Origin of the sequence: Variovorax ginsengisoli (assembly GCF_030486595.1) — a bacterium.
GTDB lineage: Bacteria > Pseudomonadota > Gammaproteobacteria > Burkholderiales > Burkholderiaceae_C > Variovorax > Variovorax ginsengisoli_B.
Genome location: NZ_JAUJZH010000041.1, coordinates 24,833 through 50,752 on the forward strand (window position 1 = coordinate 24,833; position 25,920 = coordinate 50,752).

Genomic DNA, 25,920 nt, shown 5'->3' on the forward strand with positions numbered 1-25,920 from the left:
GCACGCGCTGGCCCGACGATTGCGAAGCACTCCACGCGTTCCTTCCTCAACTTCAACGGAGATGATTTCATGGACATGGCAGAAATGCGCAATCTCGGCATTGCGAACCCCTACAAGAAGCAATACGGCAACTACATCGGCGGCCAGTGGGTGGCACCGATCGACAGCCAGTACTTCGACAACCTGACCCCGGTGACCGGCCAGCCCTTCACGAGCATCCCGCGCTCGAACGCCAAGGACATCGAGGCGGCGCTGGATGCCGCCCACAAGGCCAAGGCCCCCTGGGGCCGCACGTCGCCGACCGAGCGCGCCAACATCCTGCTGAAGATCGCCGACCGCATGGAGCAGAACCTGCGGACGCTGGCCGTGGCCGAGACGCTCGACAACGGCAAGCCGCTGCGCGAAACCATGGCCGCCGACATGCCGCTGGCCATCGACCACTTCCGCTACTTCGCGTCGTGCGTGCGAGCACAGGAAGGCGGCATCAGCGAGATTGACCACGAGACCTACGCGTACCATTTCCATGAGCCGCTGGGCGTGGTGGGCCAGATCATTCCGTGGAACTTCCCGATCCTGATGGCGGTGTGGAAGCTGGCACCGGCACTCGCCGCGGGCAACTGCATCGTCCTGAAGCCGGCCGAGCAGACGCCCGCGTCGATTCTGGTGCTGATGGAGATCATCGGCGACCTGCTGCCCCCGGGCGTGCTCAACGTCGTCAACGGCTTTGGCCTGGAGGCCGGCAAGCCACTCGCGTCGAGTCCGCGCATCGCCAAGATCGCCTTCACCGGAGAGACGACCACCGGTCGGCTGATCTCGCAGTACGCGAGCCAGAACCTGATCCCGGTCACGCTAGAACTCGGTGGCAAGTCGCCCAACATCTTCTTCGAAGACGTGCTCGCGGCCGACGACGCCTTTTTCGACAAGGCCCTGGAAGGGTTCGCGATGTTCGCGCTGAACCAGGGCGAGGTCTGCACCTGCCCGAGCCGCGCGCTGATCCAGGAATCGATCTACGACCGGTTCATGGAGCGCGCAATCAAGCGCGTCGAGGCGATCACGCAGGGCCACCCGCTGGACACCGCCACCATGCTGGGCGCGCAGGCCTCGCAGGAGCAGATGGAAAAGATCCTCACGTACATCGACCTCGGCAAGCAGGAAGGCGCACAGTGCCTGACCGGCGGCGAGCGCAACGTGAAGAGCGGCGAGCTGGCGGCGGGCTACTACATCAAGCCGACCGTGTTCAAGGGCCACAACAAGATGCGAATCTTCCAGGAGGAGATCTTCGGGCCGGTGGTGTCGGTGACGACCTTCAAGACCGAGGAGGAGGCACTCGAGATCGCGAACGACACGCTGTATGGCCTGGGCGCCGGCGTGTGGAGCCGCGACGGCGCACGTGCCTTCCGCATGGGCCGCGGCATCCAGGCCGGCCGTGTGTGGACCAACTGCTATCACCAGTACCCGGCCCATGCGGCCTTCGGCGGCTACAAGCAGTCGGGCATCGGCCGCGAGAACCACAAGATGATGCTCGACCACTACCAGCAGACCAAGAACCTGCTGGTGAGCTACAGCCCGAACAAGCTGGGCTTCTTCTGAGCGGGCAGCAGATGTCGTCCGGCACGCCACCGCACGAACCGTCCACGGCCCGGGTGGGACGCGTGTCCGTGACGCCGGCCGCGCAGGCGCTCATCGAGCGTCTGCGCGCGCAACATGGCCCATTGATGTTCCACCAGTCGGGGGGCTGCTGCGATGGCAGCGCGCCGATGTGTTTCGCGCTGGGCGAGTTCATCACCGGCGATGCCGACATCTGCCTCGGCGAGATCGCGGGCACGCCCTTCTACATGAGTCGCTCCCAGTTCGAGTACTGGGAGCACACGCACCTGATCATCGATGCGGTGCCTGGCAATGGCGGGATGTTCTCGCTGGAACGCCCGACCGGACTGCGCTTCCTGACGCGCTCGCGGCTGTACGAAGACGCCGAGTGGCAAGCGCTGGAGGCGCAGGGGCGGCCATAGCCGGACCCTGGCCCTGTCGCATCAAGGCGCCAGCCAGGCGACGTTGGCGCGTTCGAACATCCTGCGCAGCCGCCCGCTGCCGGCGAGCTCGTCAAGCCCGGCTTGCAGTGCCTGCGCCAGGTCTGCCGCGTCTTTCTTCACCGCCATTCCGACCGCCCAGCCATTGCGTTGGGCGCGCGGCGATGGCAGGGGCGCGATCGCGAAGCGCGCGTCGCCACGCAGCACCGACTCCATCTCCGACGCCAGACCCGCGGCAGCGGCCACCTCGCCACGCTGCAGGGCGCGCGCGGCCTCGGCACCGTCCTTCCATTGCGTGCTGAGCTGGTTGCGATAGGCTCCGCCATCGGCGCCGATCATCAACCAGCCAGCCAGCGTCTGCCCGGGCACCGCCACCTTCGCATCGCCCAGGCCCGACAGGCTGTCGAGCTGCGGCAGGCGGTCGAGCTGCCGGGCCAGCACGACGCGCTCGCGCCAGTACGGCGCAAGGATGCGGGCCTGGGGCGTCTCATCGATCAGCGGCTTGTCGACCGGCACGTGCATGAGCACGTCGGCCGGACCGAAGCCCAGGTAGTGCCCGCGCCAGACCATGTTGCGCAGGTCGTCGCCCATGTTCTCGTCGGCGTTGAAAGGCAGCATCGACAGCTTGACGCCAAGCGCGTCCGCCAGCGCCTGCGCCAGGTCCACGTCGATGCCCCTGCCGTCGATGTGGAATGGCGGCATGTCCTTGTAGAGCGCCACGGTGAGCGTCCCGCGCTCGCGGATGCGATCCAGCGGCGCGGCGCTCGAGATCAGCGGCGCGCCCGCCAGGCCGGCCGCACCGAGCCAACGCAGGCAGTCGCGGCGCGACGGCAGAGAGGCGTGCATGGTCGGCTCCTACATCGGCTTGTCGCGACGGGTCTCGAGGTAGGTCTTGATCGACCAGATCGCCTCCTGGTTCATCATGCCTTCGAACGGCGGCATGTAGACCGCGCCGTTGCGCGTGCGGCCGTGGCGCACGGTGTTCAGGAAGTAGTCGTCGATCTCCTTGATGCAGGCGGCCTTCTTCGCGGCATCCTTCAGCGCCGCGCAGTCGTTGTCGATCTTGCGCAGATCGGGAGCGATGCCGCCGGAGATCGCCTCGATGCCATGGCAGCGCGCGCAGTTCTGGTTGTAGGCGGAGGTGCCGATCTTGATGGCGGTCCCATTTCCGCGATAGGGGTTCTCCGGGCGCCAATCCTTGCCCAGTTCAGGCAGGCCGGTGGTGTCCACGGCTTGCGGCGTCACGTCGCCATGCGACCAGGCCAGGGTGGCGCCGGTCATCCACGCCGCTGCAGCCAACAGCGCCCCGGCCTTGCGGGCCGCCTGGCCCCACGCATTCTGGCGACGCAGGCTGCTCAGGGGCCGCCCTTCCTTCCGATCGAAACTCGTCATGTCAGTCTCCGTTCATCAAAATGTAGAAACATGGCCGAATCCGCAAACGCCGTGCCATGCCGAGCTGTTGCAGGCAGGTACACAAATTGCGTGGAAAGTCCCGGCATGTGGCATCCTCGTCGCCTGGCAGCCGGCGTGTACAGCGGAGGTCGGCTTGCGATGTATCAAAGCGGGACACATTGGCCGCTGACACAATGTTTTTCGAACGAGACAAGCTGCTCGCATAGAAGCAGAGGAGACAGACAATGGTTGACACCCACCGTGCGCTGGCCACGAGTGCCAGGACCTGGACCACGCCCGCAGTGCTACCCGTCCCCCAGCAGCCGGCGCGTACGGAATTGATCGAGCAATGGCACCAACGCTGCTCGGCGCTCGGCCTGACGCGCATCGAGCGGCCCGACTTCGAGCCCTTGACGCGCTGCGATCTCACCGTGGCGCGGGAACGAAACCAGCGCCTGTTCACGCACGCCGCGCCGGTGATGGAAATGCTGTTCGAGCAGATCGTCAACACCGAAAGCATGATCGTGCTGGCCGACGTGACAGGCACCATCCTTCATTCCGTCGGCGACGACAGATTCCTGCAGCGCGCCGACAAGGTCGCCCTGACGCCGGGCGTGAACTGGGCGGAACACTCCAAGGGCACCAACGCCATCGGCACCGCGCTGTTCGAGGAGACTCCCACCGTGGTCCACGGCGGCGAGCATTTCATCCACGCCAACCACTTCCTGACCTGCTCGGCGGCGCCCATCTTCGATCCGCGCGGCAACATGCTCGGCGTCCTGGATGTCACCGGCGACCAGCGCTCCTACCACCAGCACACGATGGGCCTGGTGCGCATGTCGGCGCGCATGATCGAAAACCAGTGGTTGTCCGACGACTATGGCAACCGACTTCGCTTGCACTTCCACAGCCGTGTGGAGTTCATCGGCACGCTGCTCGAGGGGATCATCGTGGTCGGCGCCGACGGCAAGATCCTCGGCGCCAATCGCAGCGCGCTCGACCAGCTCGACATGAGCAGCGCGGCGCTGCGCATGCACAGCCTCACCAGCCTGTTCGGCACCACCGCTTCGGCGGTGTTCGACCATTTCCGCACGCCCTTGCCCGTGCCGATGACGCTGAGCCTTGCCGGCGGGCGGGAGTTTCATGTCAACGCACGGTTCAACGGGCCCCAGCGTTCGATGGTCATGGAGCCGGGCTTTTCCCAGGCTGCCGCCGAGGTCGTCGACCACCGGGCGGCCGCGGGCAACAGCAGCAGGCGCTCCGGCGCGCTGGCGGGCGACACGGCGAACTCCGCGGACGGCACGCTGTTCTCGGGCCTGCACTATCTGAACACCGGCGATCCGCAGATCGGTGCGCTGGTGCAGAAGGTGCAACGCGTCATCAACCGCGACATCCCGCTGCTGATTCTCGGTGAGACAGGCACGGGCAAGGAGCTGCTGGCGCGCGCCGTCCACCAGGATTCGAACCGCGCCAAGCAGCCCTTCGTGGCCGTCAACTGTGCGTCGATCCCCGAGTCGCTGATCGAGGCCGAACTGTTCGGCTACGAAGACGGCGCCTTCACCGGCGCACGCCGCAAGGGAGCGGTCGGCCGAATCGTCCAGGCCAATGGCGGCACCCTGTTCCTCGACGAGATCGGCGACATGCCGCTGCCCCTGCAGGCCCGTCTGCTGCGCGTGCTGCAGGAGCGCAACGTGACGCCACTGGGCAGTCTCAAGTCGATTCCAGTGGACATCGCGGTGATCGGCGCGACGCACCGCAAGCTGCGCGACATGATCGAGGCGGGCTCGTTCCGCGAAGACCTCTATTACCGCCTGAACGGCCTCGTCGTGAAGCTGCCAGCACTGCGCGAGCGTTGCGACCTCGACGTGGTGGCGCGCCGCATCCTGCTGGCCGAGTGCCCGCATGGCACGCCGGACATCAGCGCGCCGGTGATGTCGCTTTTCAAGGCCTACGCGTGGCCGGGCAACGTGCGCCAGCTCGCCAATGTCCTGCGCACGGCGTCCGTCATGGCCGCCGGCGAAGGCCAGATCGCCGAGCACCATCTGTCGGATGACTTCCTGGAGGATGTGCGGTGCTTGCGACAGGGGCGGGAGCCCGCAGCGCCGGTGGCGATGCCTGCCGCGCCACCCGCGGCCTACGCTGTCCCCGTGCATTCCCCGGCCCTGCCCCAGGGGCGCGCGGCGGAGCCGATCATCGCGCCGGCGCGACCAGCCGCCATGGCCGAGGTCGCCGCGCCCCGCACGCTCAGCGAGGCCGAGGTCGAGCTGATCCGAAACGCCCTTGCCGCCGCCAATGGGAACATCTCGGTGGCTTCGAAGCAACTAGGCATCAGCCGCAACACCATCTATCGCAAGCTTCGCTGGGCCAAGTGAAGCGCGCCGGCGCACATCGACCCTAGGGGATTTCCCTGTACCGCCGTCGCACGGCGCTGTACCAGCCTGGAACACCATTCGTCGGCGCCTGCCATCGGCGGCCTGCCGAGGCCCCAATCACGCCCTCCGAAGCCTTCGGCATCAGGGCAATCCCGAGTCTTTTCGCGCGCGTTGCGCCATTCCGCCGCGGGCACGCGATTTGCGGAACAGCAGAGGCACCACAAGGCAATTCCGCCTGGGCCTGTTCCGCAACGAAGGAGACTCCATGCAATGGTCGCAACCCGCGTTTGAAGACATGCGCTTCGGCTTCGAGATCACGATGTACATCTCGCACCGCTGAGCTGTTCAAGCCGGCGGCGGTACGGCCTCCGGCCGCCCTGCCGCCGGCCCGAATCTTCTCTCTCCCTTCATCATGAAAATACTCGTGCTCGGATCCGGCGCCGGCGGCGGATTTCCGCAATGGAACTGCAACTGCCGGCAATGCGCCGGCCAGCGCCTTGGCGGACTCACCGCCCATGCGCGCACCCAGAGCTCGATCGCCGTGTCGAGCGACGGCGAATCGTGGGTGCTGCTCAATGCCTCGCCCGACATCGGCCAGCAGTTGCGCAGCCATCCGCAACTGCATCCGCGCCAGGGCCTTCGCAACACGCCGATCAAGGCGGTGGTGTTGATGGATGCGCAGATCGACCATGTCACCGGCCTGCTCGGCATGCGCGAAGGCCCGTGCATCGACATCTATGCGACGCCCTGCGTCTTCGAGGACCTGACCACCGTCTTCCCGGTGCTCAGCGTGCTCGAACACTATTGCGGCACCCGCTGGCACATGCTGCCGGTGGCCGGCACCGAGACCAGCGCCGCCTTCACGGTCGACGGGTTTGCGTCGCTGCGCTTTACCGCGGTGGCCATTCCGGGCAAGGCCCCACCCTACTCGCCACACCGCCGCGAGCAAACGGTCGGAGACAACATCGCGCTGCTGATCGAAGACCTCGATGAGGGCGCGCGCCTGTTCTATTCGCCGGGCCTGGCGGAGGTCGGCGCGCACGAACTGGAGTGGATGCATGGGGCCGACTGCCTGCTCGTCGACGGCACCTTCTGGGTCGAGGACGAGATGCAGCACGCCGGCCTCAGCAGCAAGACGGCCAGCGAGATGGGCCATCTGCCGCAGATCGGCAACGACGCGCGCATCGGCATGGTCGATGTGATGCTGGCCACCGCCGCGCGGCGCAAGGTGCTCATTCACATCAACAACAGCAATCCGATCCTGGACGAGGCGAGCGTGCAGCGCCGCATGCTCGACAGCCATGGCATCGAAGTGGCCTACGACGGCATGGAGATCACGCTATGACGGCAACCCTGGCGACCCGCCTGAACCCGCGCGAGGCGGCACGAAACGAATTACAGCGCCTGTGGGCCTTCGACGAGTTCGAGGCCCGCCTGCGCGCCTGCGAGTCGGGCTACCACATCCACCATCGCTTCAACCAGCGGCTCAATCGCGGCGAACTGCAGCCCTTCCAGGTGCGCGCCTGGGTGGCCAACCGCTTCTACTACCAGGTCAACATTCCGCGCAAGGACGCGGCGGTGATGGCCAACTGCGACGACCGGGCCGAGCGTCGCCGCTGGATCCTGCGCATGCTCGACCACGACGGCCGCGGCGACTACACGGGCGATGACGCCGGCGGCATCGAGGCCTGGGTTCGCCTCGGCGAGGCCGTGGGCCTGGACCCGACCGACCTCTGGTCGCATCGCCACGTGCAGCCGGCGGTGCGCTTTGCAGTCGACGCCTATGTCAACTTTGCGCGGCAGCGCCCGTGGGAGGAAGCCGCCATCTCGTCGCTGACCGAGATGTTCGCGCCGAAGATCCATGCCGACCGCCTGGCCGGCTGGCCTGCGCTGTACCCGTGGATCGACGACAAGGGCCTGGCCTACTTCCGCAGCCGCATCCCGCTCGCCACGCGCGATGTCGAACACGGACTCGACATCGCGCGGCGCTGGTGCACCACGCGCGCGCGCCAGGAGCGCGCGCTGGCCATCCTGCACTTCAAGCTCGACATCCTCTGGTCGATGCTCGACGCCATCGAGCGCGCTTTTCCCGACGACATGCCCGAGGCCCAACGACCATGATCACGCCCGACGCCCACCCCCGCATGTCGGCGCTGTACCGGATGCAGTTCGAGCCGACGCAGGACAGCTGGGTCCTGCTCTATCCCGAGGGGATGGTGCGCCTCAACGCCCCGGCCGCCGAGATCCTGCAGCGTTGCGACGGTCGGCGCAGCGTGGACGAGATCGTCACCGAGCTCGAGATCGCCTTCGCGCCAACACCGCTGCGCGACGACGTGGTCGACTTCCTGAGCCAGGCGCTGCAACGCGGCTGGCTGCAGGAGGCGCGACCGTGACATCCCCGGGCCACGGCACGGTACGGCCGCCGCTCTGGCTGCTGGCGGAGCTGACCTATCGCTGCCCGCTGCACTGCGCGTTCTGCTCGAACCCGGTCGACTATGCGCGTCACGATGAAGAACTCGACACCGCGAGCTGGCGGCGCGTGCTGGCCGAAGCACGCGCACTCGGCGCCGTGCAACTCGGCTTCTCGGGCGGCGAGCCGCTGCTGCGCGACGACCTCGAGGAACTCGTGGCGCACGCCCGCGGGCTCGGCTTCTACACCAACCTCATCACGTCCGGCGTGGGACTCACCAGCGCGCGCGCCAGGGCCCTGAAGGCGGCCGGTCTCGACCACATCCAGCTCTCGTTCCAGGACTCGACGCGCGAGCTCAACGACTTCCTCAGCTCCACGAGAACCTTCGAACTGAAATCGAAAGTAGCCGGCATCATCAAGGCCGAGGGCTATCCGATGGTGCTGAACTGCGTGATGCACCGCTTCAACCTGCAGCATGTCGGCCGCATCATCGAGATGGCCGAGCGCATGGGCGCGGACTTCCTCGAACTGGCCAACACCCAGTACTACGGCTGGGCCTGGCTCAACCGCGCCGCGCTGATGCCGACGGCGGAAGAACTGCGCGATGCGGAGGCCATCGTCCAGACGCACCGCGCAAGGCTGGCCAGCCGGATGAAGGTCATCTGGGTCTCGCCCGACTATGCGGACGCCAAGCCCAAGCCCTGCATGGCCGGCTGGGGAACGGTGTTCATGGTCGTCGCGCCGGATGGTGTTGCGATGCCATGCCACAGCGCCCGCATGCTGCCCGGTCCGGCGCTGCCGAATCTGCAAGCCATGTCCGTGCGCGAAGCCTGGCACGACAGCGAAGCCTTCAACCGCTACCGCGGCCAGGCCTGGATGGACCCGACCTGCAGCGGCTGCGATGAACGGGATCATGACTTCGGCGGCTGCCGCTGCCAGGCCTTTCTGGTCACGGGCGACGCGGCGGCGACCGACCCCGTATGCCCGAAGAGCGCGCATCGCGGCCGCATCGACGACATGCTCGACGCGGCCGCCGCGGCGCGCGCCGACGGCGCGTCCACGCACACGCTGCGCTTCGTGCCGGGGGCAAGGCGCGGCGCGGGCCTGGTGTTCCGCAGCGACGAGAACTCACTTGCCTGCAGCGCCGCGGGGGCCCTCGCATGCTGAAGATCCACGGCCTCACGCAACGCTACGGGACGCGCATCGCGCTCGATGCGCTGAGCCTGTCGATCGCACGCGGCGGCTTCGTCGTGCTTCTGGGGCCCAATGGGGCGGGCAAGTCGACGCTGTTCCAGGTGCTGACCGGCTTGTTCGCGGCCGACGAGGGTGATGTCAAAGTGGCCGGCCTGTCGATGCGCACCGACGCCCGCCGCGCGCTGGCGCACATCGGCGTCGTGTTCCAGCAGCAGTCGCTGGACCTCGACCTGAGCATTGCACGCAACCTGCAATTCCATGCCGAGCTGCAAGGCCTGCCGTCGCATGTGTCGCGCGAGCGCATTGCCTTCGAGGCGGCGCGCTTCGGACTCATGGCGGACATGCAGCGCAGCGTGCGGGAACTGTCGGGCGGCAACCGGCGCAAGGTCGAGCTGGTGCGCGCCCTGCTGCACCGGCCCGATCTGCTGCTGATGGACGAAGCCACGGTCGGACTCGACCCCCGATCGCGCCGCGAACTGTTGGACGGCTTGCAGGACGAGGTTCGCCAACGCGGCGTGACCGTGCTGTGGGCGACGCATCGGGTGTCGGAAGCCGAGCATGCCGACCGCGTGCTGGTCCTGCACCGCGGCCGCCTGCTCGCCAATGGCAGCCCCGCCGAAGTCAAGGCCGCCCTGGGCGGCGCGACGCTGGAGGCGGCGTTCCTGAACGCCACGCGATAGCCCTCCCCCTCGGAGACAAGACAGCATGATCAAGTACATCCTCGCCCTGCTGGCGCTCGCTGCCGCGCTCGTCGCACTGCCTGCGGCAGCCAGAGACAGCCAGCTCGCCTTCGTCTCCAGCGAGAAGGACCACGCGATCACCCTGGTGGACCTGAAGACGCTGGCCGTCGTCGGCGTCATCCCGACCTGCAAGCGTCCGCGCCACATGCAAAGGCTGAACGGCGACACGCAGCTGATGGTGGCCTGCAGCGACTCGGGCCGCGCCGACATCATCGACCTGGCGACGCGCAAGTCGGTCGCGAGCGCGCCGCTCGGCGACGATCCGGAGGTGTTCGACCTCTCGGCCGACGGCAGGACCGCCTATGTGTCGGCCGAGGACGACGGCACGCTCAACGTGTTCGACCTCACGACGAAGAAGCTGGTCAAGGGCGTGCCCGTCGGCAAGGAACCCGAAGGTGTCAAGGTGTCGCCAGACGGCAAGCGCGTGTACGTGAGCTCGGAGGTCGCGAACATGGTGCATGTCATCGACGCCGGCACGCTCAAGGTGATCAAGAACATCCCGGTCGGCCAACGCCCGCGCCGCTTCGCCTTTTCGGCCGACGGCAGCGAGCTGTGGGTGACCAACGAGCTGGGCAGCAGCGTGAGCGTGATCTCGACCGGCGAGCTCAGGGTGCTGGCCACCCTCCCCTTCGCGGTCAAGGGCATGCGGCCGGACGACATCACGCCGGTCGGCATCGCCTTGTCGCGCGATGGCAAGACGATGTACGTCGGGCTGGGCCGTGCCAACCAGGTGGCCTTCGTCGACGTGGCGTCGCGCACGACGAGGGCCCTGGCGCTGGTGGGCAAGCGAGCCTGGGGCGTGGCGGTCAATCGCGATGGTTCAAGGCTCTTCGTGGTCAACGGCATGTCGGATGACATGACGGTGGTCGATGCCGCCACCGCGAAGCCGATCAAGACCATCGCCGTCGGGCGCGTGCCGCACACGGTGGTCGTCGATGACTGAGTTCGCCCGGCTCGCGATCGCGGCACTGGCGCTGGCCGGCGCCTCGGCCTGTGCCGCAACCTTGACGCTCGGCATCGTGCAGCGCGCCGACGACGATCGCCTGGAGCCGGCGCGCGTCGCGCTCGCCTACCCGGGCCAGCCCGGCGGGCGCGCACGCGACGGCGTCGACCTAGCCGTCCAGGAGCGCCAGTTCGAGCTGGAGACAGCGGGCTTGCAGGTGGCCGTCGTCGTGCGCGCGGCCAGTTCGGCGGACGACGCCGCCATGCAATTGCGCCAGTTCGAAGCGACCGGCACGGCGGCTGCCCTGCTCGACCTTCCTGCCGCATGGATCGCCGGTGCGTCGGCCGCGACCGCCGTGCCCCTGCTCAATGTCGGCGACAGCGCCGATGCGTCGCGCCAGCAAAACTGTCGCGCCAACCTGTTCCACACGCTGCCGAGCGAGCGCATGCGCGCGGATGCCCTGGCGCAGGCCTTGCTCGCCCGCAAATGGATGCATGTGCTCCTGATCTCCGGCCCGCGACCCGAAGATGCCAGCCGCCTTGTCCTGGCGCAGGCCGCGCTGAAGCGCTACGGCCTGAAGCAGGTGGCGAACAGGAACTTCACGCTCTCCGCCGACCCGCGCGAGCGCGAGTCGGCCAACCCCTTGCTGCTGACCGGCACCGCGGCTGTGGGCGGCGACTATGACGTCGCCTGGGTGGTCGACAGCGATGGCGAGTTCGCGCGCACATTGCCCTGGCGCATCGCACTGCCGCGCCCCGTGGTCGGAGATGCCGGCATGACTGCGCTCGCCTGGGCGCCGCATTTCGAGCGCTATGGCGCGCCGCAGCTCGCGCGCCGCTTCGCCCGCATGACGCAACGCCCGATGACCAGCCACGACTGGGCGGCCTACATCGCCACCAAGGCCCTGTTGAATGCCGCGCTGGAACAGCCCGCGGCACCCACGGCCGCGAGGCTGAAGGCTTCGCTCAACCAGCCTGGCTTCACGCTCGACGGCTTCAAGGGCGTTCGTCTGAGCTTCCGTGCCTGGGACCACCAGTTGCGCCAGCCGATGCTGCTGAGCGACGGCGTCGCCTTGATCGGCACCGCACCGGTCGACGGCGTCATGCACGCGAAGAACGTGCTCGACACGCTCGGCACCGACGCACCGGAATCGCCTTGCAAGGGCGCGCCATGACGCGCGCCGGGCGCCACGGCGACATCGGCCATGCGATCCAGGCGCTGCGTGCCATCGTCACGCGCGAGCTGCTCAAGTTCTGGCAGCAGAAGGCTCGCCTCGTCTCGGCGCTGGTGCGGCCGGTGCTGTGGCTCGCGGTGTTCGCGGCCGGGTTTCGCAATGTGTTCGGCGTGGCGATCATCGAGCCCTACGACACCTATATCCCCTACGACGTCTACATCGCCCCGGGGCTGATCGGCATGGTGCTGCTGTTCAACGGCATGCAGTCATCGCTGGCCATGGTGTACGACCGCGAGATGGGCCTGATGCGGCTGCTGCTGACTGCGCCGCTGCCGCGCTGGTGGCTTCTGCTGTCGAAGATGTTCGCCACCGCGCTGCTCAGCCTGGTGCAGGTGCTGGCCTTCGTCGCGGTGGCCGCGATGCTCGGCACCACGCTGCCGATGGCGCCGCTCGCGTTGCTGCATGCCCTGTTCGCCACGCTCGCCTCGGCGCTGATGCTGGCTTCGCTCGGCCTGCTGCTCTCCGTCTACGTCAGGCAGCTGGAGAACTTCGCCGGCACGATGAACTTCGTGATCTTTCCGATGTACTTCCTCTCCACCGCGCTCTACCCGCTGTGGAAGCTCGAGGAGTCGGGCGCGACCTGGGTGTATCGGGTGGCGCAGTTCAATCCGTTCACCCATGCGGTCGAGTGGATCCGCTTTGCGCTCTACGACAAGGACCCGGGCAGCGCGCCGATGGTCGTGCTGGGCACGCTGCTCGTGTGCTTCATGCTGGCCTGCCGGGGCTACGACCCGCAGCGCGGCTTCGGCGGGCTGACGCAGCGGGGCGCCGCATGACGACACGGCGCAGCCTGCTGCGCCTCGGCGCATCGTTGGCAGCAGTCACTGCCTCTGCGTGGGTTCGTACGCAGCCGGCTGACGTCGCGTTCCCGCAGCGCCCCGTGTTCCTGTGGGTGCCATGGTCCGCCGGCGGCGGCACGGACCTCAGCTTGCGCGTGCTGGCCGAACTGGCGGGTCGCCGACTGGGCCAGCCCATCGTCATCGAGAACCGCGGGGGTGCCGGCGGCACGCTCGCGATGCCGATCCTGCAGCAGTCCCTGCCCGACGGCTACACGCTGGCGCAGATGCCGCAGCCGGTATTTCGCGCGCCCTGGACGCAGAAGGTGGCCTGGGATCCGATCCGCGACACCACGCCGATCATCCAGGTGAGCGGCGTGACCTTCGGCCTGCTTGTTCCCGCCGCCAGCCCGCTGCGCAGCGTGGCCGACCTGCTGGCCCATGCCGCGGCGGACCCGGGCCGGCTGACCATTGCGACCAACGGCGTCGGCACCACGCCCCATGTCGTGCTCGACGCGCTGTTCGCGGCACGCGGGCTGAGCTTCATTCACGTGCCGTACAAGGGCGCGGCCGAGCAGTTGATCGCGCTCTCGTCCGGCCAGGTCATGGCCGGCGTCAACGCCAACGGCTTCGCGCCTTTCGTCGACTCGGGCCGCCTGCGCCTGCTGGCGACCTTCGGCGCGGCCCGCTCCCGGCGCTGGCCCGATGTGCCGACCATGAGCGAACTGGGCCACGGCATCGTCGCGATGTCGCCCTATGGCCTGGCCGGGCCGCGTGGCATGCCCGACCCCATCGTGCGGCGGCTGCACGACGCCTTCAAGAGCGCGCTGTTCGACCCGCGGCACATCGCCGAACTGGCCAAGTACGACCAGGAGGTCGTCTACCTCGACAGCGCCGACTACGGCCTCAGCATGCGCGAGGCCTATGCCGCCGAGAAACGCACCGTGGAGCGCCTGGGTCTCGGCCCGGCGTGACGACGATGTCGCGACTGTGGGTCGTCTGGCTGATCGCGTTCCTGCACGGCCTCGCGAGCGATGCACAGGCCGGGGTGATGACGCGCGCCAGCCTGCAGCAACGCCTTCCCGCGCCGCTGGTGGTCGGCGAGCGGGACGCGCAGCTCCCGGTCTGGCCCATTTTCAGGCAGGATGCGACCGCGACGGCGCTGGCAGGCTATGTGTTCGAGTCGATCGACTTCGCGGCCATCCCCGGCTTCTCCGGCACGCCGTTCAACCTGCTCGTCGCGCTCGACCCCAAGGGCGGTTTCCTCGACGTGCAGGTGCTGTCGCAGCACGAGCCGGTCTTCCTCGAAGGGCTGGGCGAAGCGCCGCTCATTCGCTTTGCCGGCCAGTACCAGGGGCTCTCGCTGCGGCAGAACATCAAGATCGGCTCGAACGCCAATCGCGGCGAAGAGCGCGGCAGCGCCAATGTCTATATCGACGGCGTGGCCAAGGCGACGGCCTCGGTGCGGATCCTCAACCAGAGCCTGCTGTCGGCCGCGCTGCACGTGGCGCGCGCCAGGCTCGGCTTTGCGCCCGGGCGCGACCCGGCGCTGGTTGCGCGGCTGCGGCGCGACACCTATGCACCGATGCATTGGGACGCGCTGCTGAAGGCCGGCCTGATCCGGCACGCGCGAATCACCCTGGGTACGGTCGAGAAGGCCTTCGAAGGCAGCGGCGTCGAGCAGCCCATGGCCGGCGCGGCGGGCGAGACCTTCTGCGACCTCTACGTCGCCTACCTCAACGCGCCGCCGGTGGGCCGCAACCTGCTGTCGGATGCCGGCTGGCAGCACTTGCTCGGGCGCATCGACGACGGCGACCATGCCCTGCTGGTGATCGCCTCCGGCCCCTACACCTTCGTCGGCGACAAGTTCGTGCGCGGCGCGGTGCCCGACCGGCTGACGCTGAAGCAAGGCGAGCTGCCCCTGGAGTTGCGCGACCTCGACCTGGACGACCCGCTCGCGTTGCCGGCCAGTTTGCGCGGTGCCGATGCGAAAGTCTTCCGCGTGATCGGCCCGGCCGGCCTCGACCCGGCGCAGACACTGGATTTCTCGCTGCGCGTGACGCGCGACAAGGTCATGGTCTACCCCGAGCGCATCAGCCGCAGCTTTGCGCTGCCCTACACGCTGCCCGCCAGCCAGCTGACCCCGCCTGACACCGACAGCAAGGGCTGGCACGGGGTCTGGCGCTCGCGCGCCTGGGAGCTGGCGGTGCTGACCGGTGCACTGGCATTGCTGGCGGTGGTCCTGGCCCGGCCGCGATGGATCGTCGCCACGCCGACACGGCTGGCGCGCTTCCGCACCGGCTACCTCGTCTTCACGCTCGGCTTCATCGGCTGGTTTGCGCAGGGGCAGCTGTCGATCGTCAACCTCACGGCGCTGATCCAGTCGGCCCGGGCCGGGCGCGACCTGGCCTTCTTCCTGCACGACCCGATGACGGTGGCGTTGTGGGCGTTCGTCGCGGCGACGCTGGTGGTGTGGGGGCGCGGCACCTTCTGCGGCTGGCTCTGCCCGTTCGGCGCCATGCAGGAACTGGTGGGCCAGGCCGCGCGGCGCGCCGGCATCCAGCGCTTCAAGCTGCACCGTGCGCTCGATGCGAAGCTCAAGGGGGTCAAGTACGCGGTGCTGGCGGCTATCATCGGGCTGGCCGTGGTGTCGCCGACATGGACCGACCGGGCGGTGGAGATCGAACCCTTCAAGACCGCGATCACGCTGAACTTCGTGCGTTCGTGGCCGTTCGTGGCGTGGGCGCTTGGCTTGTTGCTCATGAACGCCGTCCTCTACAAGGGATTTTGCCGCTACCTGTGCCCGCTGGGTGCAGGGTTGGGCCTGCTCGGCCGCATGCGCCTGCTGCGCTGGATTCCACGCCGCAGCGAATGCGGCACGCCATGTCAGACCTGCCGCCATCGCTGCGAGTACCAGGCCATCCAGCCCGGCGGCGCGATCGTCTACGAAGAGTGCTTCCAGTGCCTGGACTGCGTGGCGATCCACGACAGCCCCGAGCGCTGCGCGCCGCTGATCGCCCTTCGACGCGACCGGGTCATCACGATTCGCCCGTTGCCGGCATCGATCCGGAGCGACGCATGAAGCGGCGCCAGTGGCTGCGCGCCACGCTGGGGCTGGGTGCGTTGGCCGGCGTCACGGGCCTGGCACCTGCGCTGAGCGCGCTACACTGGGGCCGGCGTTCGATGCTGGGCTTCGGCACCACGCTCTCGTTGCAAGCCGGGCATGAAGATCCGGAGGTGGTGGGACTTGCGCTCGATGCGGGCACGCAGGCGCTGCGCCGCATCGAGCGCCAGATGAGCCTCTTCGACCCCGGCAGCGCACTCTCTCGGCTCAATCGCGATGGCCGGCTGCACTCGCCGCCCGCCGAGTTGGTCGACATCCTCGACATCGCCCATGCCGTCTCCCGCGACAGCGACGGCGCCTTCGACGTCACGGTGCAGCCGCTGTGGCTCGCCTTCGACGGGGCGCGGCGCGCAGGACGCCTGCCTGCGTCACGCGAGGTCGAGGCGGCGCGCGCCAAGGTGGACTGGCGCGCACTCGACGTCACGCGGCGTCTGATCCGTTTCGACATGCCCGGCATGGGCGCAACGCTCAACGGCATCGCGCAGGGCTATGCGGCCGATCATGTGCGCGCCGTGCTCGCTGCGCACGGCATTCGCCATGCGCTGGTGGATGCGGGTGAGTTCGCACCGCTGGGCCGCAGCAGCGAGGCAAGGCCCTGGACGCTCGGCATCGCCGACCCGCATGAAGAGTCTGCGTGGATCGCGCGGCTGATGACGGATGGTCGATGCATCGCCACCTCGGCCGACGCCCTCACGAGCTTCAGCGCCGACCGCCGCCATCACCACATCTTCGACCCGCACACCGGCTATTCGCCGCCCGAGCTCTCGGCCGTGACTGTCGCGGCCGACACCGGCGCCATGGCCGACGCCCTGACCAAGGTGTTCTTCGTGGCCGGCCCGTCGCAGGCGCGGGCACTCGCGCGCCGCTGGAAGGTCGACGCCCTGTGGGTCGACAAGGCCGGCCGCTGGGAAGCCACGCCCGGCCTTCGGCTCGACCGGGCTTGAGCTTCGGCTTTCACGCGCCGAAGGTGTAGCGCACGCCCAGCCAGGCCGCGCGCGGTGCGGCGGGCGACACCAGGCTGGCCCGGCTCACCGGGTAATCGCCGTTGGCGTTGCGCGGCAGCCCGCGCGCAATGTAGGCCCCGCCGGCCGTGAAAGCATCGGTGCCAAGCTGGCCGCCGGTGCTGTACTTGCGGTCGAACAGGTTGGCGACCTGCACGAAGAACTTCAGCCCGGGCCGCGGCTTGTAGTCGATGCCGAGGTTGAACACCGCATAGCCCGAAGTGCGCCCCGGCCCGGTGTAGTACACGCCGTCGGGCGTGTGCAGGCCGTTCTCGTTGCCGCGCACGTTGGCGCCGCTCGACGCGACCATGTCCAGGCCGATGCGCCATTGCGCGTTCGGTTCGAGGTCGGCGGACAGCTTGAGCACTTGCCGCGGCAGCATCGGGATGCGGTCGCCCGGCCGGATCTGGATATTGCCGGTGGTGCCCGGGAAGCCGGCCAGTGCCTGGTCGTTGCTGCTGTTGCCCGACCCACCGACCGTTTCCACGCTGCGGTAGGTCGCGTCGAGCAGCATGAAGTTGCCGCCCAATGTCAGGCCCCGGGCGGGCTGCGCGTTCAAGCCCAGTTCGATGCCCTGCCGGCGCGTCTTGCCGAAGTTCTTGAAGTAGCCGAAGCCGCTCGAATCATCGGCCACGAACAACAGGTCATCGCGGTTGTCGGAACGGAACACGCCGAAATTCCATGTCGTATTCGGCTGCACCACCCCGCGAAGGCCGGCCTCGAAGGTCGTCGTCACCACCTGCTTGAGCGGGGGGTCGCCGGCAAAGGAATTGGGCAGCTTGCACGGGCTCGCCGGATCGGCGCAACCCAGTTCGATCGCCGTCGGCGCGCGGCTGCCCTGGTTGGCCCCGGCATACAGCGTGACGGCTTCGTTCGGTGCGAAGGTCAGCCCGATCGCGGGGTTGAGGCGGCTGAAGGTGTAGCGGCCATCCAGCGAGCCCGGGCCGCCACCGGGCGCGAGGCCATCGGTGTTGTTGACCGAAGTACTGTTGTAGCGGCCCGAGAGCGTGAGGTGCGTCTTCGCATCGAGCGCCATGGTGTCGGTGGCATACACGCTGTAGGTGCTCGACCGGCTCGACAGGGCGACGCGCGCATCGAAGGCGTTCTCCGAATCCTGCGTGCCATCGGCAAAGGCGCCGGGGCCGAACACCGGCGTCACGCTGCGGTCGGGGTTGATGTAGCCGAACTGCGTGCTCTGGCCGAAGCGCACGCGGCTCGCATCGTAGGCTGCGCCCAGCACGGCCAGGTGCTCGACGCTCCCCGTCTTCGCTTGCGCGGAAAACTGCCCCGCGAGGCCCTGGTTCTGTTGCTTCGTCTCGGTGCGGTTGATCAGGCCGTTGCACTTCTCGTTGGGCTCGGTGTTGAGCAGCGCGTTGGCGATGCAGCGCCACTTCGGAAACGGCGTATTGGACGCGTTGGCGCCGCTCGTCGGCACGCCCGTGAAGCCCGCGGCGGCGAGTGCCGCGCGCTCGGCCGGGCTCGGTTGGTAGACCGATTCGCTCAAGGCATCGTCGTTGACGTCGCCGTTGAAAGTGTTCGTCCTGATGTTGCGGTAGTAGGCGTTGCCCGACAGCGTCCAGGTGTCGTTCAAGGCCTGTGTCATCGCGAGATTGAGGAAGGTCGACTTGTTCCTGGTGTTGTCGGGAATCGTGCGCACGCTGGCCCAGTCGCGCTGCAGTGCGCCCAGCGCCTGCGTGCCGTTGCCGGTGAGGTCGTTGTTGGCGAAGGCCGCGGTGAGCGAGATGCTGCCGTCGCGCGTCACCCGTCCGACCTTGGTGAAGAGCTGGCGCACATCGGTGGGCGAAGCGACGCGCCAGCCATTCTCGTGAAAGCGGTTGCCGGCGACGAACCAGTTCCAGCCGCTGTCCTTGTCGCTGCCGCCGGTCTCGAACTCGGCGGCGGCGCGGCCCCACGAGCCGCCCACCACCTGGACCGAAGTGCCGGGGTCGTGCAAGCCGTCCTTGGTCTGGATGGCCAGCGCGCCGCCGAGCGTGTTGAGGCCGAACAGCGGGTTGCTGCCGGGCATCAGGGCGATCGTCGAGATGACCGAGCGCGGAATCAGGTCCCAGCTCACGACGTCGCCGAAGGGTTGATTCAGGCGCACGCCATCCATGAACACCGACAAGCCCTGCGGCGTGCCCAGCAGCGGCGACGCAGTGAAGCCGCGGTAGTTGATGTCGGGCTGGAACGGGTTGCCTTGGGTCTCGTTCACCGTCACGCCGCCGACGGCGCGCAAGAGATAGTTCGTCAGGTCGGGCGCATGAAGGCGCTCGAGGTCGGCACCGGTGGCCGTGTGCACATTGGACGGCAGGTCGTCGCGCGGCACGTCGAGTCCGGGCAGCGGCGTCGGCGCGACGACCTCGATGGTGGCCAGCTCGCCCGATGCGGCCGCCTCTTGCGCGACGGCGCCGGTCGATTGGCACAGCAGCAGGCCGGCGGTGGCGAGCGCCGTCATGGAAGAGGCGGGAAGACGATCGCGACGGTTCATGGGTTGGGCTTCCTCGGGCGAGAATTTCGTTTCGGAGCGCGTGTGCGCCCATCGCCCAAGGTATGCGGAACCGCTGCGCCGCGACAGGGAAGACTTCCCGCTGTGGCTCAGCAGGCTTCCGGCTGGATGAGGCCGTGTCGAATCGCGAGGTGCGCCATCGCCGCCGTGGTGGCGATGCCAAGCTTGTCCTTGATCAGGCTCTGGTGGTTCGACACGGTCTTGGGACTCAGGTGCAGCGAGCGAGCGCAATCGGCGAGCGATTCGCCTCGCGACAGCAGGCGGAAGATCTCGAACTCGCGCTGCGTGAGCGATTCGACGCCCGGCGCTTCGCCGGCACCTTGAAGCAGACGCTGCGGCAGGCCCGGGCTCAGGTAGCGCCGCCCTTCGATCGCGGCATGCACCGCATCGATAAGGCATTCGGGTGCACTGCTCTTCGACACGAAGCCGAGCGCGCCGAGTTCCAACGCACGGCGCACCAGCATCTCGCCGTCGTGCATGCTGAAGACCAGCGTGCGCGCACACGGGTTGCGCTCGCGCAAGCGACGCACCAGTTCGAGCCCGCTGCTGCCAGGCATCGACACGTCGGTCACGGTGATGTCGGGCTCATGCTTCACGTACAGCGCACAGCCTTCATCGACATGGCCGGCCTGCGCGACCACGGTCATGTCGCCGTCCTGCTCGAGCAGATGCCCGTAGCCGGCGCGCACCACGGGATGGTCATCGACGAGCAGCAGGCGGATCACACGCGGCTCCCGGCCTGCAGGACGCGCACATCGGGCAACTCCAATTGCACGCGCGTTCCGTGACCCGGCGTGCTGAAGGCGCGGAACACGCCGCCGAGTGCCGCCGCGCGCTCGGCCGCGCCCATCAAGCCGAGGCCGCGCGTCTTCCGGGTCGACGCGAAGCCATTGCCATCATCCTCCACGCGCAACGTGAGGCCGCTCGGCGTCGATGCCAGCGCGACCCGCACGTGGGTCGCATCCGCATGCCGGAACACGTTGGCCAGCGCCTCCTGCGTCACGCGGAAGACCGCGGTGTCCACCGCCTCGCCGAAGCCGCCGAGATCACCTGCGCACTGAAACTCGCATGCGGTGCCGGTGCGCATCGACCAGTCCTTGCACAGCGATTCCAGCGCCGCGGCGAGCCCCAGCGCATCGAGCTCGGCCGGCCGCAACCGGCGCAGCAGCCGGCGCACGCCGTCTTGCAGCAACTCGGCCGACGACGCCACGCGCCGCGCGGCCAGCCCGGCCTCGCCGAGCGAGCGCGAGCGCTGGATGCAGGTGGCCTCGACGCGGATGGCGGTGCAATGCTGGGCCAGTTCGTCGTGCAGTTCGCGCGCCAGGGCCAGGCGTTCGCCTTCCTGCACGGTCATGAGTTGCTGGGTCAACTCGCGGTTGTGCAGCAGCAGCCCTGCGACCTCGCCCAGGCGCCGCCAGGCGTACCACGCCAACCCGAGCGACAGGGCCACCAGCGTCAGCGGCAGTTCGTCGGCCTGCCATGCCTCGTGGCGCGCGAACATCGCGGCCAGCCGTTCATGCAGCTCGAGCGCGCTCGACAGCGCAAACGTCCCCCCGGTGATCGCCAGCACCCAGGCCAGGTCGCCGCGCCATGCGGTGTCGCCGGCTCGCTTCATCGCCACGCTCAGCCCGGCTTGTTCACCCAGGCCGTGCACCACCCGTCGGCCGCAATCTGCTTGCGCCCGAACATCGCACAGCCAGCCCATGGGTCCGTCGCCGCGCCCTGCCACATGGCGCAGTTCACGCAGCGCTGCGTCGCCGCATGCTTCGGATACTTCTTGGCGTCGACGCTCTTGGTGTCGTGCTTGTAGCCCAGGGCCGCAGCGGTCTCATCGGACTCCTCGACGTGCGTGGCGGCCGATACCACGACGGGCATCAGCGTCGCGACGCAGGTGCCGCCCACCAGGCAGCCGGCGAAGGCCCTCCGGGTGACGCCGACGGCCATGTCTTTGTTGATCTCGTTCATGATCTTGTCCTCAGTCAGTTGGATGCGACCTTGGCCGCGCCACTGCCCTGGGCCGTGCGCGGCGCGCCCGAGGCGCCGGGAATCTTGAAGACCCAGACCATGCCGCCCTGCTCGAGCAGGTTGACCTTCTTGGCAACCTCGCCGCCCCACAGCGGCACCGCTCCGCCCCAACCCGAAACAACGCCGACGTATTGCTCGCCGCCCTGCATCCAGGTGATGGGCGGCGCAACGATGCCGGAGCCGGTCTGGAACTGCCAGACCACCTTGCCGGTCTTGGCGTCGGCCGCCTTCAGGTAGCCCTCCGGCGTGCCCCAGAAGACGAGGTTGCCGCCGGTGGTCAACACGCCACCCCAGAGCGGCGCGCCGTTCTTGACTTCCCAGGCCATCTTGCCGGTCTTCGGGTCGAAGGCGCGCAGCGAACCGATGTAGTCCTCGTTGAGCGGCTTGATCGTGAAGCCGGCGCCGAGGTAGGCCGCGCCCTTCTTGTACGCGACCGGCTCGTTCCAGATGTCCATCCCCCATTCGTTGGCTGGCACGTAGAACATCTTCGTGTCGGGGCTGTAGGCCATCGGCATCTGGTTCTTGCCGCCGAGGAAGCCGGGCGCGGCGAACACGGGGCTGCCCTTCTTGCCATCGGACGCAGCGGTCGGGTCGCCGGGACGGTTGTCCGGGATGAAATTGGGCCGCCCGGTCTTCAGGTCGATGCCGCTGGCCCAGGTGATCTTCTTGACGAACGGAAAGGCATTGATGAGCTGGCCGGTGCTGGCGTCATTGACGTAGAAGAAGCCATTGCGGTCGGCCTTGCCGCCGACGCGCTTGCCGTCCATGTCGAAGGTGACGAATTCGTTGACGCCGTCGAAGTCCCAGCTGTCATTGGGCGTGCTCTGGTAGCTCCACTTGATCTGGCCGGTCTTCACGTCGATGGCCACGGTCGAACACGAATAGAGGTTGTCGCCCTCTCGCAGGTGACTGTTCCAGGGCGCCGGGTTGCCGGTGCCGAAATAGGCCAGGCCGGTCTTGGCGTCGTAGGTGCCGCCGAGCCAGGTGGCCGCACCGCCGGTCTTCCACAGGTCGCCGGGCCAGCTCTTGTTGATGGTGCCGGAGATGCCGTTCTCCTTCTTGTTTCCGTCCTTGTCGTAGGTGTAGCCCATGTGGCCCTCGACGGTGGGTCGCACCCACAGCAACTTGCCGGTCTTCGGGTCGCGCGCCTCGACGCGGCCGACCACGCCGAACTCGCCGCCCGATACGCCGGTCAGCATCACGCCGTCGGCAATGATCGGCGCCGCGGTGGCCGAGTAGCCGGCGGCGTAGTCGTCGAACTTCTCCTTCCAGACCACGTCGCCGGTGTTCTGGTCGAGCGCAACGAGTTGCGCGTCGAGGGTCGCGAAGATCACGAGGTTGTCGTAAAGCGCGGCACCCCGGTTGACCACGTCGCAGCAGGGCATGATGCCCTCGGGCAGCCGGTGCTCGTACTTCCACAGCTTCTTGCCGGTGGTCGCGTCGAGCGCAAAGATGCGCGAGTAGGACGCGGTGACGAACATCTTGCCATTCATGATCACCGGCTGCGACTCCTGCCCGCGCTGCTTCTCGCCGCCGAACGAGAAGGCCCACACCGGCAGAAGCTTGGCGGCGTTGGTCGCATTGACCTGTTTCAGCGGCGAATAGCGCTGGCCCTGGGTGTTGATGCCCCAGGTGAGGACGTTGCCTGTGGCCGTGGCTTCCGACTGGATCATCTTGTCCGTGACCTGCGCGTGGGCCGCAGCGGCCAGGCCGGCCGCGATGAGTGCGGCTAAGAGCTTCAATTGCATGGTGTCTCCTGAGGGTGGAACATGGGTCGAGGAAGCGCGCGACGAGCGCGCCCTCCACGCTCCAGAGGGGCAAGTGCCATGCCATGCATCCAGACCCGGCGCCGTCGCCAAACGGGTCGATCCGCGGGCCTTGGCATACGGGTTTTCCCGTTGGACTGCTACAAGGTTGAACAGTCGAGGCGCGCAAGAGCGTGACATCGCGTCACAGTGGCCCGATGCTGCGTCGCGCCACGGCAGGTGGAACAATCAGCGCATGTCCGATCCCATCACTGCACCGTTCGGCACCTGGGTGTCGCCGATCACCCCCGAACGCGTGGCTGCGGCCCAGACCACGCTGGTCGACGTCTTGCTCGATCACGGCGAGGTGTACTGGATCGAAGGAAGGCCCCTGGAGGCCGGCCGCCACGTGCTGGTGCGGCTGGGACCGGACGGCGTGGGGGTCGACGTCACGCCGACGCCCTTCTCGGCGCGCACGCGGGTCCATGAATACGGCGGTGGTGCGGTCCTGGCGGCGGCGGGCACGGTCTGCTTTTCGAACTTCTCCGACCAGCGCCTCTACCGCATCGACGGCGCCGCCGCCGCAGTCGCCCTGACCCCGCCGTCCGATGGGGCCGCGCTGCGCTACGCCGACGGGCTGCTCGACGCCCGCCGCCGGCTCTGGATCGGCGTTCGCGAAGACCACCGCGCCGCAGGCACGGAAGCGGTTAACGCCATCGTCGCCGTGGGTCTGAGCGGAGGCGACACCGGCAAGGTGCTCGTGCAGGGCAATGACTTCTATGCCTCTCCGCGCCTTAGCCACGATGGAACGAGGCTCGCATGGCTGACATGGAACCATCCCGACATGCCGTGGACCGCCGCAGCGCTATGGGTCGGCGATTTCGACGGCACTGCGGTCACCCACGCGGCGCACATTGCGGGCGGCCCGGGTGAATCCGTGTTCCAGCCCGAGTGGTCCGCCGACGGCCTGCTGCACTACGTGTCGGATCGATCGGGCTGGTGGAACATCTACCGGTGCGATGCGAGTGGCTCCAGCACCAACCTGTGCCCGATCGCCGCGGAGTTCGGCCGCGCGCAATGGGCTTTCGGCATGTCGACGTATGCCTTCCTGTCGCCGCATCTGCTGGTGTGCGCGTACATCGAAAACGGGATGGGCAAGCTCGCGCGGCTGGACCTGCGCGACAGCACGCTCGCACCCTTCGATCTGCCGTACACGGACTTCTCCGCGGTGCGGGCGAACGGCGGCAAGGTGGTGTTCAAGGCCGGCGGGCCGGGTGTTGCGAGCGCGGTCGTCGTGCTCGACGCGAGCTCCGGCTACGCGACCGCCGTCAAGAGCGTTTCGAACGTGCAGAGCGATCCCGCGATCCGCGACCACATCTCGGTGCCCCGACGCTTCGAGTTCCCCACGCCACGAGGCGAAGTCGCGTTCGCATGGTTCTATCCGCCGGCCAATGCGAACTACCAGGGCCCGGCCGGAGCGCTGCCACCGCTGGTGGTCAAGTGCCATGGCGGCCCCACCTCCTCAGCCTCCAGAAGCCTCGACCTGCGCACACAGTTCTGGACCAGTCGCGGCATCGCCGTCGTCGACGTGGACTACGGTGGCAGCACCGGCTACGGCCGCGCCTACCGCGATCGTCTGCATTGGATGTGGGGCCTCATCGACGCCGAAGACTGCGCGGCCGCCGCGTCGTACCTGGCTGCGGATCAGCGGGTCGATTCGACGCGGATGGTCATCACCGGCGGCAGTGCCGGGGGCTTCACGGCACTCCGTTGCCTCACGCATGCGGACCCGGCGATCCGGACGCTCTTCAAAGCAGGCGCAAGCCACTACGGCGTGAGCGATCTCCTGGCGCTGGCGCGCGAAACGCACAAGTTCGAGTCACGCTATCTGGACTGGCTGGTCGGACCGCTCTCCGACCGGCAGGCCTACTTCGACCGCACGCCGGTGCGCCACGCGGACCGATTGAGCGTGCCGGTGGCGTTCTTCCAGGGAGCGGAAGACAAGATCGTGCCGCCCAGCCAGACCGAGGAGATGGTGGCGGCCCTGCGTGCACGAGGCATCCCGGCCCTCTACCTGCTCTTTGCCGGGGAGCAGCATGGCTTTCGACAAGCCTCGAATATCCAACAAGCGCTACAGGCTGAAGCCGCCTTCTTTGATGCACTGGCGTTTGGTGTCGGCACCGATGGCATTCCAGTCTTGCTATTCGCAGGGGCGCGTGGCACAGGGGTCGATTTGTTTTCGGTGTCAAAACTGACGGTTCGCAACTCCAGCAACGGCGCGGGGTCGGTTCGCTAAGTTGTTGATTTCGCGAGCATTGCTGAGAGCCGGCCGCGCAAATCTGAACACGCCGCAAAGTGGATAGGCTGCTCCCATGGGCGAGGACAGAGCCCGGATGACAGGAGCAGACGACATGAGCAAAAGACCCCGCCG

Annotated in this window: 23 protein-coding genes; 16 read left to right on the forward strand and 7 right to left on the reverse strand. The window is 68.0% G+C overall.

Annotation, left to right across the window (positions count from 1 at the left end; translation table 11 throughout):
• Positions 1 to 69: 69 nt before the first annotated feature.
• A complete protein-coding gene (gene adh / locus QZH52_RS34985; protein ID WP_301815870.1) occupies positions 70 to 1,590 on the forward strand; it encodes an aldehyde dehydrogenase in 1,521 nt (506 codons plus the stop codon).
• 11 nt (positions 1,591 to 1,601) lie between these two features.
• A complete protein-coding gene (locus QZH52_RS34990; protein ID WP_301815872.1) occupies positions 1,602 to 2,009 on the forward strand; it encodes a DUF779 domain-containing protein in 408 nt (135 codons plus the stop codon).
• Between the two features lie 21 nt (positions 2,010 to 2,030).
• Here QZH52_RS34990 and QZH52_RS34995 read toward each other — a convergent pair whose 3' ends face one another.
• Positions 2,031 to 2,873, reverse strand: coding sequence for a type 2 periplasmic-binding domain-containing protein (locus tag QZH52_RS34995; RefSeq protein ID WP_301815875.1), 843 nt, complete (start codon positions 2,871 to 2,873; stop codon positions 2,031 to 2,033).
• A 9-nt stretch (positions 2,874 to 2,882) separates the two neighbouring features.
• Entirely contained in the window at positions 2,883 to 3,308 is a 426-nt protein-coding gene (gene pedF / locus QZH52_RS35000; protein WP_436411667.1) for a cytochrome c-550 PedF, read from the reverse strand.
• Between the two features lie 356 nt (positions 3,309 to 3,664).
• Between pedF and QZH52_RS35005 the strand changes: the two genes are divergently transcribed.
• From QZH52_RS35005 to QZH52_RS35060, 13 genes are all read left to right on the forward strand, one after another.
• Positions 3,665 to 5,791: a sigma-54-dependent Fis family transcriptional regulator gene (locus QZH52_RS35005; protein ID WP_301815879.1), complete on the forward strand. Its 2,127-nt coding sequence runs from the start codon at positions 3,665 to 3,667 to the stop codon at positions 5,789 to 5,791.
• Between the two features lie 265 nt (positions 5,792 to 6,056).
• Entirely contained in the window at positions 6,057 to 6,131 is a 75-nt protein-coding gene (pqqA, locus tag QZH52_RS38835; protein ID WP_081781751.1) for a pyrroloquinoline quinone precursor peptide PqqA, read from the forward strand.
• A 72-nt stretch (positions 6,132 to 6,203) separates the two neighbouring features.
• A complete protein-coding gene (gene pqqB / locus QZH52_RS35010; protein ID WP_301815881.1) occupies positions 6,204 to 7,136 on the forward strand; it encodes a pyrroloquinoline quinone biosynthesis protein PqqB in 933 nt (310 codons plus the stop codon).
• Positions 7,133 to 7,912 (forward strand): pyrroloquinoline-quinone synthase PqqC, encoded by a 780-nt coding sequence (gene pqqC / locus QZH52_RS35015; protein ID WP_301815884.1) that lies wholly within the window; start codon positions 7,133 to 7,135, stop codon positions 7,910 to 7,912. Before pqqB ends, pqqC begins: the two co-directional genes overlap by 4 nt.
• A complete protein-coding gene (gene pqqD / locus QZH52_RS35020) occupies positions 7,909 to 8,184 on the forward strand; it encodes a pyrroloquinoline quinone biosynthesis peptide chaperone PqqD (RefSeq protein ID WP_301815886.1) in 276 nt (91 codons plus the stop codon). The genes pqqC and pqqD overlap by 4 nt, the downstream gene beginning before the upstream one ends.
• Positions 8,181 to 9,368: a pyrroloquinoline quinone biosynthesis protein PqqE gene (pqqE, locus tag QZH52_RS35025; protein WP_301815887.1), complete on the forward strand. Its 1,188-nt coding sequence runs from the start codon at positions 8,181 to 8,183 to the stop codon at positions 9,366 to 9,368. The genes pqqD and pqqE overlap by 4 nt, the downstream gene beginning before the upstream one ends.
• Positions 9,362 to 10,075 carry an ATP-binding cassette domain-containing protein gene (locus tag QZH52_RS35030; protein ID WP_301815889.1) on the forward strand — a complete coding sequence of 238 codons (714 nt, stop codon included), beginning with the start codon at positions 9,362 to 9,364 and terminating at the stop codon, positions 10,073 to 10,075. The genes pqqE and QZH52_RS35030 overlap by 7 nt, the downstream gene beginning before the upstream one ends.
• A gap of 25 nt (positions 10,076 to 10,100) precedes the next feature.
• Entirely contained in the window at positions 10,101 to 11,078 is a 978-nt protein-coding gene (locus QZH52_RS35035; RefSeq protein WP_301815891.1) for a PQQ-dependent catabolism-associated beta-propeller protein, read from the forward strand.
• On the forward strand, positions 11,071 to 12,252 hold the full coding sequence (locus QZH52_RS35040; protein WP_301815893.1) for a type 1 periplasmic-binding domain-containing protein: 1,182 nt from the start codon (positions 11,071 to 11,073) through the stop codon (positions 12,250 to 12,252). Before QZH52_RS35035 ends, QZH52_RS35040 begins: the two co-directional genes overlap by 8 nt.
• Entirely contained in the window at positions 12,249 to 13,088 is an 840-nt protein-coding gene (locus QZH52_RS35045) for an ABC transporter permease (RefSeq protein WP_301815894.1), read from the forward strand. The genes QZH52_RS35040 and QZH52_RS35045 overlap by 4 nt, the downstream gene beginning before the upstream one ends.
• Positions 13,085 to 14,062: a Bug family tripartite tricarboxylate transporter substrate binding protein gene (locus QZH52_RS35050; protein WP_301815896.1), complete on the forward strand. Its 978-nt coding sequence runs from the start codon at positions 13,085 to 13,087 to the stop codon at positions 14,060 to 14,062. The genes QZH52_RS35045 and QZH52_RS35050 overlap by 4 nt, the downstream gene beginning before the upstream one ends.
• Before the next feature lie 5 nt (positions 14,063 to 14,067).
• Positions 14,068 to 16,170: a 4Fe-4S binding protein gene (locus tag QZH52_RS35055; protein ID WP_301815898.1), complete on the forward strand. Its 2,103-nt coding sequence runs from the start codon at positions 14,068 to 14,070 to the stop codon at positions 16,168 to 16,170.
• Complete coding sequence (locus QZH52_RS35060; protein WP_301815899.1) at positions 16,167 to 17,156, forward strand: FAD:protein FMN transferase; 990 nt, start codon at positions 16,167 to 16,169, stop codon at positions 17,154 to 17,156. Before QZH52_RS35055 ends, QZH52_RS35060 begins: the two co-directional genes overlap by 4 nt.
• Before the next feature lie 10 nt (positions 17,157 to 17,166).
• Here the strand turns inward: QZH52_RS35060 and QZH52_RS35065 are convergent, their stop codons facing one another.
• From QZH52_RS35065 to QZH52_RS35085, 5 genes are all read right to left on the reverse strand, one after another.
• Complete coding sequence (locus QZH52_RS35065) at positions 17,167 to 19,701, reverse strand: TonB-dependent receptor (protein WP_301815900.1); 2,535 nt, start codon at positions 19,699 to 19,701, stop codon at positions 17,167 to 17,169.
• 107 nt (positions 19,702 to 19,808) lie between these two features.
• Positions 19,809 to 20,444: a response regulator gene (locus tag QZH52_RS35070; protein WP_301815901.1), complete on the reverse strand. Its 636-nt coding sequence runs from the start codon at positions 20,442 to 20,444 to the stop codon at positions 19,809 to 19,811.
• Positions 20,441 to 21,334 (reverse strand): sensor histidine kinase, encoded by an 894-nt coding sequence (locus QZH52_RS35075; RefSeq protein ID WP_301815902.1) that lies wholly within the window; start codon positions 21,332 to 21,334, stop codon positions 20,441 to 20,443. The genes QZH52_RS35070 and QZH52_RS35075 overlap by 4 nt, the downstream gene beginning before the upstream one ends.
• A gap of 8 nt (positions 21,335 to 21,342) precedes the next feature.
• Entirely contained in the window at positions 21,343 to 21,684 is a 342-nt protein-coding gene (locus tag QZH52_RS35080; RefSeq protein ID WP_301815903.1) for a high-potential iron-sulfur protein, read from the reverse strand.
• 14 nt (positions 21,685 to 21,698) lie between these two features.
• Entirely contained in the window at positions 21,699 to 23,492 is a 1,794-nt protein-coding gene (locus tag QZH52_RS35085; protein WP_301815905.1) for a PQQ-dependent methanol/ethanol family dehydrogenase, read from the reverse strand.
• A 253-nt stretch (positions 23,493 to 23,745) separates the two neighbouring features.
• Between QZH52_RS35085 and QZH52_RS35090 the strand changes: the two genes are divergently transcribed.
• Positions 23,746 to 25,785, forward strand: a complete 2,040-nt coding sequence (locus QZH52_RS35090) for a S9 family peptidase (RefSeq protein ID WP_301815907.1) — start codon at positions 23,746 to 23,748, stop codon at positions 25,783 to 25,785.
• Positions 25,786 to 25,920 lie beyond the last annotated feature (135 nt).